At 68.7% G+C, this 13,109-nt stretch carries 8 protein-coding genes; 6 read left to right on the forward strand and 2 right to left on the reverse strand.

All coding sequences use genetic code 11. From position 1 onward, the window contains the following. Positions 1-57 precede the first annotated feature (57 nt). Complete coding sequence (locus AC069H_RS09840; protein ID WP_478231985.1) at positions 58-6,429, forward strand: DUF7927 domain-containing protein; 6,372 nt, start codon at positions 58-60, stop codon at positions 6,427-6,429. A 184-nt stretch (positions 6,430-6,613) separates the two neighbouring features. On the opposite strand, the gene AC069H_RS09845 is transcribed toward AC069H_RS09840, so the two are convergent. Then, positions 6,614-7,027 (reverse strand): RidA family protein, encoded by a 414-nt coding sequence (locus AC069H_RS09845; RefSeq protein WP_478231986.1) that lies wholly within the window; start codon positions 7,025-7,027, stop codon positions 6,614-6,616. A gap of 112 nt (positions 7,028-7,139) precedes the next feature. Between AC069H_RS09845 and AC069H_RS09850 the strand changes: the two genes are divergently transcribed. Continuing rightward, entirely contained in the window at positions 7,140-7,790 is a 651-nt protein-coding gene (locus tag AC069H_RS09850) for a maleylpyruvate isomerase family mycothiol-dependent enzyme (RefSeq protein WP_478231987.1), read from the forward strand. On the opposite strand, the gene AC069H_RS09855 is transcribed toward AC069H_RS09850, so the two are convergent. Further along, entirely contained in the window at positions 7,781-8,110 is a 330-nt protein-coding gene (locus tag AC069H_RS09855) for a rhodanese-like domain-containing protein (RefSeq protein ID WP_465536937.1), read from the reverse strand. The genes AC069H_RS09850 and AC069H_RS09855 overlap by 10 nt on opposite strands. A gap of 81 nt (positions 8,111-8,191) precedes the next feature. Here AC069H_RS09855 and AC069H_RS09860 point away from each other — a divergent pair, with 81 nt between their 5' ends. The 4 genes from AC069H_RS09860 to AC069H_RS09875 are packed head-to-tail and all read left to right on the forward strand — an operon-like array spanning position 8,192 to position 12,806. Beyond that, positions 8,192-8,767, forward strand: coding sequence for a TetR/AcrR family transcriptional regulator (locus tag AC069H_RS09860; RefSeq protein ID WP_478232272.1), 576 nt, complete (start codon positions 8,192-8,194; stop codon positions 8,765-8,767). Positions 8,768-8,795: 28 nt separating this feature from the next. Next, positions 8,796-9,188 carry a hypothetical protein gene (locus AC069H_RS09865; protein WP_478224747.1) on the forward strand — a complete coding sequence of 131 codons (393 nt, stop codon included), beginning with the start codon at positions 8,796-8,798 and terminating at the stop codon, positions 9,186-9,188. Between the two features lie 60 nt (positions 9,189-9,248). Continuing rightward, positions 9,249-11,528: a protein translocase subunit SecD gene (gene secD / locus AC069H_RS09870; protein ID WP_478231988.1), complete on the forward strand. Its 2,280-nt coding sequence runs from the start codon at positions 9,249-9,251 to the stop codon at positions 11,526-11,528. 54 nt (positions 11,529-11,582) lie between these two features. Continuing rightward, positions 11,583-12,806 (forward strand): cation:proton antiporter, encoded by a 1,224-nt coding sequence (locus AC069H_RS09875; protein WP_478231989.1) that lies wholly within the window; start codon positions 11,583-11,585, stop codon positions 12,804-12,806. The last annotated feature ends 303 nt before the right edge of the window (positions 12,807-13,109 follow it).

A 13,109-nucleotide genomic window follows, 5' to 3' on the forward strand; every position in this document is an offset into this window, starting at 1 on the left:
GCAGTCCCCGCCGTCCTGACCTGGGTCGACGGGAGCGAGGGGTGAGGCGGAGGCGGCATGGCGGAACGTCGTGGGCGGAATCGGTGGCGCCGGGGCATAGCGGTGCTCACGGTGGCCGTCGTGGCCTTGCTGATGGGCGCCCCGCTGCCCGCGAACGCCCAGACCCAGCCACGCGGAGCGGGCACCGAACGGCCGATCGGGCCGGAGCCGGTGTACTCCGGGCTGGCGCACGGCGGTATCACGATGGCCGCCAACTCCGTCGTGCAGTGCGGCGTCGGCGTGGTCTGCAACGAGTCCGCGAGCAACGCGAGCGCGGTGTCGTGGATCAAGACCGACCCGGCCGCTCCCGGCAACACCGCCTCCGCGGCGAGCCTGAACGTCCCGGCCGGCGCGAAGGTGCTCAACGCCCGGCTGTACTGGCAGTTCAATCCGGTCGCCAGCAGCGGGACCTCCGGCGACGGGGCCCGGGGCAACCAGGTCTCCGTGAAGACCCCGGGCTCCAGCACCTACCAGCGGATCACCGCTGAAACCTACGACTGGTTCCCCGCGACCACGACGGGCGGCTCCCCGACCCTGTACGCCTACGGCGGCGCCGCCGACGTCACGAACCTCGTGACGGCCGCCGGGACCGGGCAGTACACGGTCGCTGACATCCAGGCCTGCCAGGGCCAGTCGGTCAGCCGGACGAATCTCGGCTGCTGGGGTGGCTGGTCGCTGGTGGTGGCCTACGAACTGCCCAGCGAGCCGTTGCGGTATCTACAGGTCTGGGACGGTATGCAGGTGGTCGCGGGCGGGAGCACCCCGAGCTCGGCCACCATCGCGCTGAGCGGTATCAAGGCGCCGACCTCGCGTCAGCCCAATGTCGAACTCGGCATCGTCGCGGGTGACGGGGACGCGCCCATCACCGGCGACTACCTCCAGGTCGGCCCGGACGCGTCCAGCCTGCAGACCATCGCGATGCCCGCGCCGGGCGGCGTGGCGGCCAACAACGCCTTCAGTAGCCGCATCGACCGGGTCACGGCCACCGGTTCGGGTACGAACGTCACTTCACGCGAGCCCAACCCGGTGAACAACGTCGGCTACGACGCCCGCAGCATCGACATCACCGGCAAGGTCCCCGCGGGGACTACCGCGCTCCAGGTGAAGATCGGCACCGTCGGCGACGCGCTCTACCCGCAGACGATCTGGCTCGTCACCGACGCGCTCGAACCCGACCTCCAGATCACCAAGGCCAACGACCCGGTCGGCAACACCGACGACGATCCGCCGGGTTACGTCACCAAGGGCAGCGAGGTCACGTACACCTTCGACGTCGCCAACCGGCACGCCGACGGCAGTGTCACCGATCTCGACACCGCGACGAACGTGGTGCTCACCGACACCCTGCCCGACGGCGTCACGTTCGTGGCCGGGTCGAATCCGGACTGCTCGGCGTCCGGGCAGCTGGTCACCTGCACCCTGCCGAACCTGAGGCCGGGGCAGTCGCAGAAGGTCGCCTTCAAGGTCAAGGTCGGTGCCTCGGTGCCGGACGGCACCAAACTCGACAACACCGGCAAGCTGACCTTCCGCGGCGAAGACACCGGACGGCCGCAGGAGCGTACGTCGAACACGGTGCGGAACACGGTCGCCTCACCGGGATACCAGCTGACGAAGACGGTCGACCTCGCCGAAGCGATCCCGGGTGACACCCTGACCTATCAGGTGGCCGTGCGGAACACCGGGGTGATCCCCGTGCCCGCGTTCACGGTGCGCGACACCTTGCCGCCGGGGACGACCTACGTGTCCTCCACGCCGTCGAAGGGCACCGCGTCCGGTACCGGGCCGATCGAGTGGGCCGTGAACGGCCTCGCCGTCGGAGAGACGGCCACGTTGACCGTGCGTGTGAAGGTCGAAGAGGCCGCCATCGGCAAGGAGCTGGTGAACCGCGCGACCGTTCCGATCGGGCCGCCGCCGGTCGTCCCGCCGGACAACCGCTGCCCGGACGATCCCGCGGCCGCGTGCGCGAAGACCAAGGTGCCGCCGCCGTCGTACACGGTGACGAAGACCGCGGACAAGGAATCCGCGAACCCCGGCGACGTCGTGCGCTACAAGGTCACCGTCGCCAACACCGGAAAGGTGACCGCGGCGGATCTCAAGGTCGTGGATGATCTGACCGGGGTGCTGGACGACGCGGTCTACCAGAACGACGCCACCGCGTCGCCAGGTTCGGTGTCCTATGCGGAGCCGAGGCTGACCTGGACCGGTACTCTCGCGGCGGGGCAGAGCGCCGAGTTCACCTACACGGTGAAGGTCAAGAGCCCGAACACCGGCGACAATCGGCTGACGAACGTGGTGACGTCGGAGACTCCTGGTGGAAATTGCCCGCCGGGTTCGACCGATCCGAAGTGCGGGACCACGACGCCGGTTTCCGGGCTGTTGATCGAGAAGTCGGCCGACAAGCAGTCGGCGAATCCGGGCGATGTCGTGAAGTACACGGTCACGGTGCGGAATACGGGCCAGACGAAGCTGAGCGGTGCGACGTTCACGGACGATCTCACGCAGGTGCTGGATGACGCGGACTACCAGAACGATGGTGCGGCGACGATCGGTGGTGTGTCGTACGCGGCGCCGAAGCTGACGTGGACCGGTGACTTGGAAGTCGGTGCGACGTCGACGGTCACGTACACGGTGAAGGTCAAGAGTCCGAACACGGGCAACAACGTGCTCAAGAACGCGGTGTCGTCGGAGACGCCAGGTGGTAACTGTCCGCCGGGTTCGACGGATCCTAAGTGTGGGACCACGACTCCGGTGTCCGGGCTGTTGATCGAGAAGTCGGTGGACAAGCAGTCGGCGAATCCGGGCGATGTCGTGAAGTACACGGTGACCGTGCGGAACACGGGGCAGACGAAGATCTCCGGTGCGACGTTCACCGATGACCTCACGCAGGTGCTCGATGACGCGGACTACCAGAACGACGGTGCCGCGACGATCGGTGGTGTCACCTATGCGGCGCCGAACCTGACGTGGACCGGTGACCTGGAAGTCGGTGCCACGTCTGTGGTGACGTATACGGTGAAGGTCAAGAACCCGAACCCCGGCGACAAGAAACTGTCCAATGTGGTCACGTCGGAGACGCCAGGCGGAAATTGCCCGCCGGGTTCGACTGATCCGAAGTGCGGTACCACGACTCCGGTGTCAGGGCTGCTGATCGAGAAGTCGGTCGACAAGCAGTCGGCGAATCCCGGTGACGTCGTGAAGTACACGGTGACGGTCAAGAACACTGGGCAGACGAAGCTGGCCGGTGCGACCTTCACCGATGACCTCACGCAGGTGCTGGACGACGCGGTCTACCAGAACGATGGCGCGGCGACGATCGGTGGTGTCACCTATGCGGCGCCGAACCTGACGTGGACCGGCGATCTCGAAGTCGGTGCCACGTCTGTGGTGACGTACACGGTGAAGGTCAAGAATCCCAACCCCGGCGACAACGTGCTCAGGAACGCGGTGTCGTCGGAAACTCCAGGCGGGAACTGTCCGCCGGGTTCGACGGATCCGAAGTGTGGGACCACGACTCCGGTGTCGGGTCTGCTGATCGAGAAGACCGTGGACAAGCAGTCGGTGAATCCGGGCGATGTCGTGAAGTACACGGTGACGGTAAAGAACACCGGGCAGACGAAGCTGAGCGGTGCGACCTTCACCGATGACCTCACGCAGGTGCTCGATGACGCGGACTACCAGAACGACGGTGCCGCGACGATCGGTGGTGTCACCTATGCGGCGCCGAAGCTGACGTGGACCGGCGATCTCGAAGTCGGTGCCACGTCTGTGGTGACGTACACGGTGAAGGTCAAGAATCCCGTCCCGGGCGACAAGAAACTCATCAACACGGTCACGTCGGAGACACCGGGCGGGAACTGTCCGCCGGGTTCGACCGACCCGAAGTGCGGTACCACGACTCCGGTGTCAGGGCTGCTGATCGAGAAGACGGTCGACAAGCAGTCGGCGAACCCCGGCGACGTCGTGAAGTACACGGTCACGGTCACCAACACCGGTCAGACGAAACTGACCGGCGCGACGTTCACCGACGACCTGACCCAGGTGCTCGACGACGCGGACTACCAGAACGACGGTGCCGTGACGATCGGTGGAGTGTCGTACGCGGCACCGAAGCTGACCTGGACGGGTGACCTCGGCGTCGGCGAGACGGCCACGGTCACGTACACGGTCAAGGTCAAGAACCCGAACACCGGCGACAACCGGCTCAAGAACGTGGTGACGTCGGAGACGCCGGGCGGGAACTGCCCGCCGGGCTCCACGGATCCGGACTGCGGCACGGAAACCCCGGTTTCGGGCGTGGAGATCAAGAAAACGGTCGACAAGCAGTCGGCGAACCCCGGCGACGTCGTGAAGTACACGGTCACGGTCACCAACACCGGTCAGACGAAGCTGACCGGCGCGACGTTCACCGACGACCTGACCCAGGTGCTCGACGACGCCGTTTACCGGAACGATGGAGCGGCGACGGTCGGTGGTGTGTCGTATGCGGCGCCGAAGTTGACGTGGATCGGCGACCTGGAGATCGGGCAGACCTCGACCGTCACCTACACGGTCCAGGTGAAGAATCCGGGCGACGGCGACAAGAAGCTCGTCAACGCCGTCACGTCCGAGACCCCGGGCGGGAACTGCCCGCCGGGCTCGACCGATCCGGATTGTGGCACGACCACCCCGATCTCCGGACTGCTCATCAAGAAGACCGCCGACAAGAAGTCGGTCGACCCCGGCGACACGGTGAAGTACACGATCACCGTCACCAACACCGGGCAGACCAAGCAGGACGCGGCCACCTTCACCGACGACATGACCGAAGTCCTGGACGACGCCGACTACCAGAACGACGGTGCGGCGACCATCGGCGGCGTCACGTACGCGGCGCCGAAGCTGACGTGGACCGGCTCGCTGGAGATCGGGCAGACCTCGACCGTCACCTACACGGTCAAGATCAAGAACCCGAACCCCGGCGACAAGAAACTGTCCAATGTGGTCACTTCGGACACGCCGGGTAACAACTGCCCGCCGGATTCGACCGACCCGAACTGCGTCGCGGACGTGCCGTCCCGCGAACTGACGGTCAAGAAGACGTCGGACAAGCAGACCGCGAATCCGGGTGACGTCGTCACGTACACCGTCGTCGTCACCAACACCGGCAAGGTCGACCTGGTCGGCGAGGACGCCGCACGGGTCACGGACGACCTGTCCGAGGTGCTCGACGACGCCGACTACGCCGACGACGCCGCGGCGGCCCCGGTCGCCGGGACGTTCGCGTTCACCGCGCCGAACCTGGTGTGGGCAGGCGATCTCCCGGTGGGTGCTTCGACGACGCTGAAGTATTCGGTGAAGGTGAAGAACCCCGTGACCGGCGACCACGAACTGCGGAACACCGTCAGCACCAACACCCCGGGCACCTGCCCACCGCAGTCCGACGACCCGGCGTGCTCGACCGTCACCCCGGTGCCCGGCATCTCGCTGGAGAAGAAGGCGGACAAGGCCACGGCGAACCCGGGCGACGTCGTGAAGTACACGGTGACCGTGCGCAACACCGGCAAGACGAAGCTGACCGGTGCGACGTTCACCGACGACCTCACCGAGGTCCTCGACGACGCGGTGTTCCAGAAGGACGGTGCGGCGACGATCGGTTCGGTGACCTACGAGGAACCGAAGCTGACCTGGACCGGCGATCTGGAGATCGGGCAGACGGCGACGGTCACGTACAGCGTCAAGGTGACCAAGACCGACGGCGACGGCAAGCTGACCAACGTCATCACCACCGACACTCCGGGTGGCAACTGCCCGCCGGGCAGCAAGGATCCGAAGTGCGGCACGACGACACCGCTGTCCAGCCTGAAGATCAAGAAGACCGTCGACAAGGCGGAGGCGAAACCGGGCGAGGTCGTGACCTACACCGTCACGGTGGAGAACACCGGGCAGGCCACAGTGGACGACGCGACGTTCACCGACGATCTGACCCAGGTGCTGGACGACGCCACGTTCGACGGCACGGCGAAGGCCAGTACGGGAGCGGTCACCTATTCCGCGCCGAAGCTCACGTGGAAGGGCGAGCTCAAGCCGGGGGAGAAGGCCACCGTCACCTACGCCGTCACCGTGCGGAAGCCGGCGACCGGTGACCACCGCCTCCGCAACGTCGTCACATCGGACACCCCGGGCGGCAACTGCCCGCCGGGTTCGGCGAACCCCGACTGCGGCACCGACACCCGGGTGCCGCCGACGCCGCAGCCGCCGGGCAAACCGAACCCTCAGCCGCCGACGACCCCGCGTCCGCCCGGGCTGGCCGTGACCGGCTCACCGGTGAAGACGATGACGGTGCTGGCGCTGGGCATGCTGGCCATCGGCGCGCTGCTGCTCCTCGCCGGACGGAGGCGCCGGGAGTCCTAGGAACGGGCGATTCGGTCTGGGAGTACAGGCGTGGTGTGCGCAACGGCGTGACTCGCGTGCTCAGGCACGGAACTCGCGTGCCTGGATGCCGCACTCGAGTGTTCCGCCGCTGAGCACGCGAGTTCCGGCTTCGATCACGCGAGTTCCGGCTTCGATCACGACCCGCCCGGACCGAGCCACCGTCCTAAACGGCGCGCGGAACCGCGATCAGCGCTTCCACCTCGACGACCAGTTCCGGTCGGGCCAGTGCCGCGACCACGATCAGCGACTGGGCGGGCCAGTCCGCTTCCGGATACCAGCGGGTGAAGGTCTCCCGCATCGCGGTGCGGAACCCGGCGAGGTGCTCGGTGCCGGAAAGCATGCTGAACACCTTGACCAGATGTTCCGGTCCGGCGCCCGCGGCTTCGAGAAGCCGTTCGAGGTTGCCGAGCAACGCCCGGGTCTGGGACTCGGCGTCGGGCCCGGCGAGTTCGCCGTCGGGCCCGACGCCGATCTGGCCGGACACGACGACGAGTTCGTGATCGGCGGGAACGCGGACGAGATGGCTGTACGGGCCGATCGGCGCCGCCACGGTCTCCGGATTCCAGCGCTGGATCATCGGTCCCCTTCTCGTCAACGGAAGAATTCGTCACCAAAAATAGCGAAGACCGATGATTCCGCGCCGCGGCGGGAGTCTCACCTCCGGACAACGACGACTGGAGGGACTCCGGATGACGGATTCAGGAACGAAGACCGAGATCTGGCCGCTGATCCACGCCGAGCGGGCGGCGCTGGCGAACGACCTGGCGGAGCTCACCGAGGAGCAGTGGAGAACACCGTCGCTGTGCGCGGGGCTGACGGTGCGTGAAGTGCTCGCGCATGTCACTTCGGCCGCGAGCCTCACCCCGCTGCGGTGGATGGCGGGCGTGATCCGCTGCCGGTGGGATTTCGACAAGCAGGTCGCCATGCGGCTGGCCGAGCAGATGGGAGACGACGGCGCCGAGACACTGGAGCGGTTCCGCGGCGTCGTCACCAGCACGACGAAACCGCCCTTGCCGAAGAGGGCCATGCTCGGCGAGACGATCGTGCACGGCGAGGACATCCGGCGTCCGCTCGGCATCCGCCGCGATCACCCGATCGACGTCCTCACCGCGCTGGCCGAGTACTACCGGGGTTCGGACCTGGTGGTGATGGCGAAGGGACGCATCGGCGGGCTGCGGCTGGAAGCCACCGATGGTCCCTTCGCCACCGGGACCGGTCCGCTCGTCTCAGGCCCGACCTTGGCGCTGATCATGGCCATGACCGGACGGGCGGCCCACCTCGCCGAACTCGACGGCGGCGGGGTCCCGATCCTGCGGAAGCGTGTCCTTTCTCAGGACTGAGACTCGAGGGGCAGGCCCGCGCCGGCCCAGTCCTCGATGCCCTCCCGGTACTTGCGGACGTCTGTGTAGCCGAGGGCGGTGAGCCGGTCGGCGACCTGGCCGCTGTTCGGGCAGCCGGGGTTCGAGCAGTAGGTGACGATGGCGGCGCCGCGATCGGGCAGCACGGTCGCGGCGTGCGCGTCGACGTCGGCGAGGACCAGGGGAACGGCGCCGGGCAGATGCTGCTTGGCGTAGTACTCGCCACCCAGTGCGTCGACCACTGTCACGGTCTTCGCGTCGATCGCGGCCTTCAATTCGTCACGGGTGATGAGTGCGGTCATGTCGCTACCTCCAGTTAATCGGACTATAGTCCGGATGTGCCTCGCGACCATAACGGACCGCAGTCCGCTTCTGCAACCTCGCTGGAACTCCTGCGCACGCCGCCGCCCAAGGAGCGCGCCGACGCCGCCCGCAACCGGGCCGCGATCCTGGACGCGGCGGCGGCCTTGTTCGCCGAGCACGGCGTCGAAGCGGTGTCGATGGATCAGGTGGCGGCGGCCGCCGGGGTGGGCAAGGGCACGCTCTTCCGCCGCTTCGGTGACAAGGCGGGGCTGGCCGTCGCCCTGCTGGACGCGCGGGAACGCCTGCTCCAGGAGGGAATCCTGCACGGCCCGCCCCCGCTGGGACCCGGCGCGCCGCCGGTCGAACGGCTCGTCGCCTTCGCCGAGGCCTACGTCGACTACGTGCTCGAACACCTGCCGCTGGTGCGGATGTCGGAGACCGCCGTGCCGGGGGCGCGCTACCGCATCGGGGCCTACCGGTTCTGGCACCGGCATGTCGCGCTCCTGCTCGACGGCACGCCCGACCCCGAGCACGCCGCGCACGCCCTGCTGGCCCCGCTCGCGGCCGAGCATCTGACCGCGTTGCTGCCGGAGCTGGGGGAGGACCGCGTCCGCGCCGGGATCGCGCGCCTGTGGCGGCAGGCCGGATCCCAGTAGGGTGTCGGCGAGACCCGGGAGTGTGTCGATGACGGTGGAGAGCGGGAGGTACCGGACGGCCAGGCAGGCCGTGCCGGCGCTGCTCGCCGCCGTGCTGACCGCGCTCGGTCTCTTCCTCGCGCTCCACACGGGCGGTTCCGCTTCGGCGGACGAGCCGCGCGGGGCGGACGCGACGGTCGGCTCCTCGGTCTCCAAGGCCGTCGCGCCGGTGCGCGCCGCGGGCAGGCTCGCCGCCGAACCCGCCCTGCTGGGAGTGCACGGTCACGGTGACCTGCCTCTCTTCGGCACCGTCCCGCACGGGCCGGCGTCCACGACGCTGCTCCGCCTGAGCGAACTCCACGAAGACGTCACCCCGCCCTCGCGCGCGGCGAACCGCCTCGCGCTGGGGGATCGAGCTCCTCCTTTCCCGGCAGCCGTCTGAAGCTGACGGGCGCGCGGTCCGCGCGTGCCCGAACCGGGAAACGTTCGAGGAGAGAACTTCGTGCCGCGCGAAACCGCGCGGCGAGGCATGACCGGGCGAGCAGTCGTCTCGCTGGTCGTCCTCGCCGCGACCGTGTACCTGTTGCTGACCACCGCCCCGCGCCTGGGGCTCGATCTGCGTGGTGGCACGCAGATCGTGCTGGAGACCAAGGATTCGCCCACCGTCACCGCCGACGCCCAGACCACCGACCGGACGCTCGAGGTGCTGCGCCGCCGGGTCGACGCACTGGGTGTCGCCGAGCCGATGCTGGCCCGCTCCGGCGACAACCGGATCATCGTCGAACTGCCCGGCGTGCGGGATCCGCGCGAGGCCGTCGAGGTGATCGGCCGCACCGCGCAACTGTCCTTCCATCCCGTGCTCGCCGCCGGCGCCGCCCCTGGCGATTCCAAGGTCCTCAACGACGAGAGCGGGCAGCCGATCACGCTGGGACCCGCCGCGCTGACCGGTGAAGGCGTCGACGAGGCACTCTCGTCGATCGATTCGCAGGGCGGCGGCGGATGGCTCGTTTCGGTCGACTTCAAAGGGGACGCCGGCCGTGCCTGGGAGCGGCTGACCGGCCAGGCCGCCTGCTCGCCACCCGGCGATCCCGCCCGCCGGGTGGCGATCGCGCTCGACGACAAGGTGATCTCGTCGCCGCAGGTGAGCCCGCAGGTCGCCTGCGGGGTCGGGATCGTCGGCGGGAGCACGCAGATCACCGGGCGGTTCTCACCCGCCGAAGCCAAGGATCTGGCGCTGCTGATCAACGCGGGCGCGCTGCCGACACCGGTCGAGATCATCGAGCAGCGGACCGTCGGGCCCACGCTCGGCGCGGCCGCCATCGACGCCAGTGCCCGTGCCGCCGTGATCGGCCTGGCGCTGACCGCGCTGTTCCTCCTCGCGGTGTATCGCCTGGCCGGGCTGATCGCCGTGGGCGCGCTGGTGGCGTACGCCGCCGTGTCCTACGCCGCGCTGCTCGCCGTCGGCGCGACACTGACCTTGCCGGGTCTCGCCGGGTTCGTCCTGGCGATCGGCATGGCCGTCGACGCGACCGTGCTCGTCTTCGAAAGGGCGAGAGAAGAACACTCCGTCAAACACGGAGGTTCCCTGCCGCGGTCGGTCAGCCGCGGGTTCAGCGGGGCTTTGTCGGCGATCGTCGATTCGAACGTGACCACCCTGCTCGCCGCGGGACTGCTGTTCTGGCTGGCGTCCGGGCCGGTACGCGGATTCGGGGTGACGCTGTCCATCGGTGTCGTCGTGGCGTTGTTCATCTCGCTCGTGCTCACGCGTTTGCTGCTGCACCTCACGATGCGGGGCGTGGTCGCGCGCAAACCACGGCTGTCCGGCCTCACCCACGAGGGCCGGGTCCGGCGGTGGGTGAACCGCCGCGATCCCGGGTTCCTCGGGAAGCCCCGGCGCTGGCTGATGGTCGCGGGTGCGGTCGTCATCGCCGCGATCGCGGGACTGTTCGTGGCGGGACCGAACCTCGGCGTCGAGTTCACCGGTGGCAGGGTCATCGAATACAGCACCTCGGCGCCAGCCGACGTCGAGCGGGTCCGGGACGCGGTCTCCGACGCCGGATTCCCCCGCGCCGTCGTGCAGACGTCCGGGGCGAAGGACATCTCCGTCCGCACCGAGCCGATCGACGAGGACGCCACCGAACGGATCCGGGCCGCCGTCGCCGGGGTCGCGGGCGACGCCACCGAGATCCGCGACGAGCAGATCGGCCCGAGCCTCGGCGCCGAACTGCGCACCAAGGCGGTGATCGCGCTCGGCCTCGCGGTGCTGGCGCAGCTGATCTACCTGGCGGTGCGGTTCGACTGGCGGCTCGGCGTGGCCACGGTGGCCGCGCTCGCGCAGGACGTCCTGATCATCCTCGGGATCTTCGCCTGGCTGGGCAAGTCCATGGACGGTGTCTTCCTCGCCGCGCTGCTGACGGTGATCGGCTATTCGGTCAACGACTCGGTGGTGGTCTTCGACCGGGTGCGGGAGGTACGGGGGCAACGCCGCAAGGAGCCGTTCTCGCGGGTCGTCGGCACGGCGGTTCTGCAGACGCTGCCGCGGACGATCAACACCGGGATCGGGGTGCTGTTCGTCCTCGGGGCGCTGCTGTTCCTCGGGGACGGGTCGCTGGCCGACTTCGCCCTCGCGCTCCTGCTCGGTCTCGTCGCCGGCACAGTGTCCACAGTGGCCACTGCCGGTCCCGTCGCGATCCTGCTCGACAAGCGGTGGCCAGGGGCCGGACGTCCCGTCCGGAAGGCGTCGCCCGCACGACAGCGGGACGACAACGGCGCGGTGGTGTGATCGACGTTCCTTTGTGGACCGCCGCACTCGGTCCGGCCTCTAAGCTCGTTCCCGGTGGCAGGGGAGTCCACCGGGAACGAGGGGCGGGAGATGATCCAGAGCGTGCTCGTCGGCGCGGTCGTCGTGCTGGCTTGGACGATGACGGCGGCCAGGCTGGAACGGTGGCAGATCACCGCGCCGATGGCGATGGTGGCGGCCGGGCTGGCGATCGGGTTCAGCACCCGCAACGATCTCGGCAACGGGCTCAACACCGAGATCGCGCTCAACGCGGCGGAACTGATCCTCGCGCTGCTGCTGTTCGTGGACGCCACCGCGGTCAAGGGCGGCTATCTCGGCCACGACGCCAAGACCGCGGTGCGGCTGCTGCTGATCGCGCTGCCGCTGACGATCCTGATCGTCATGGGTGTCGGCCTGCTGGCGCTGCCGGGCCTCGGCTGGGCGGCGGTCCTGCTGATCGCCTGCATCGTCGCCCCGACGGATTTCGCCCCGGCGACGTCCGTGGTGCACGACGTCCGGGTGCCCGAACGCGTGCGGCATCTGCTGAACGTCGAGAGCGGCTACAACGACGGCGTCGTCGCCCCGGTGTTCATCTTCGCGCTCACCCTCGCGGGGAGCCACCACCAGGCGGACACGCCGGGCGAGGCGCTGCAGACCGCGATCCCGGCGGCGTTGCTGGCCGTGCTGGCGGGCTCCGTCATCGGTGCGGTGGCCGCGGTGGCGATGAACGTGACGGCCAAGCACGGCTGGTCGACCCGGCATTCCGCGCGGGTCGCGGCCGTCGCCCTGCCGCTGCTGACCTACACCGCCGCCGTCGCGATCGGCGGCAACGGCTTCGTCGCCGCGTTCATCTGCGGGATCGCCTACAAGACCGCGCGGCACCCCGGCGAAGACGAAGTCGGGCTCGCCGAGGACGTCAGTTCGCTGTGCGGGCTGCTCATGTGGTTCGTCTTCGGCAGTACCGCGGTGCTGGTGCTGTCCTTCGGCCTCACGTGGGGCATCGTGCTCGTCAGTGTCGTCGCGCTGACCGTCGCGCGGCTGATCCCGGTGCTGCTCACCTTGCTGCGGACGGACTTCCGGTGGCGGGACCGGATGACCATCGGCCTGCTGGCCCCGCGCGGCGCGGCGTCGATCGTGTTCGGCCTGCTCGCCTTCAACTCACTCGACGGGGACGCGGCGGACGTCGCGTTGAGCGTCATGGCGGTGACCGTGCTGCTGAGCGTCGCCGCGCACGGTTTCGGGGCCTCGGCGTTCCTGAATCGCAAGTCGAAGAGGACGTGACCGGCTAGGACGGTCAGGGTCAACGGCGCCTTCACGTACGGCAAAGGTGTCCCGAAAGTGGCTTTCGCGACACGCCTTGTCGGCGTACATGGGCACGTCTTCGACGATCGTCTTGGACGCCCCATTCACGTCGAAGATGGGCATTCCCGGCTTGGACGCCGTCGGCGGGATGTTCTTGATACCGCTGATCTTCTCGACGGCGAACGTGTGCTTCTTGTAGTTGAGCCCCTTGACCGCGGCCTTGACCGTGATCGTCCGGCCGCTGAAGCTGATGGAACGACGTCTGGCGTGGATGCGCACGAA

It is taken from the genome of Amycolatopsis sp. NPDC043887 (genome assembly GCF_056435665.1).

Bases quoted from the DNA above. Each gene is read 5' to 3' on its own strand.
- AC069H_RS09840 (WP_478231985.1), top strand. From the start codon at position 58: ATGGCGGAACGTCGTGGGCGGAATCGGTGGCGCCGGGGCATAGCGGTG.
- AC069H_RS09845 (WP_478231986.1), bottom strand. From the start codon at position 7,027: ATGATCCAGCGCTGGAATCCGGAGACCGTGGCGGCGCCGATCGGCCCG.
- AC069H_RS09850 (WP_478231987.1), top strand. From the start codon at position 7,140: ATGACGGATTCAGGAACGAAGACCGAGATCTGGCCGCTGATCCACGCC.
- AC069H_RS09855 (WP_465536937.1), bottom strand. From the start codon at position 8,110: ATGACCGCACTCATCACCCGTGACGAATTGAAGGCCGCGATCGACGCG.
- AC069H_RS09865 (WP_478224747.1), top strand. From the start codon at position 8,796: ATGACGGTGGAGAGCGGGAGGTACCGGACGGCCAGGCAGGCCGTGCCG.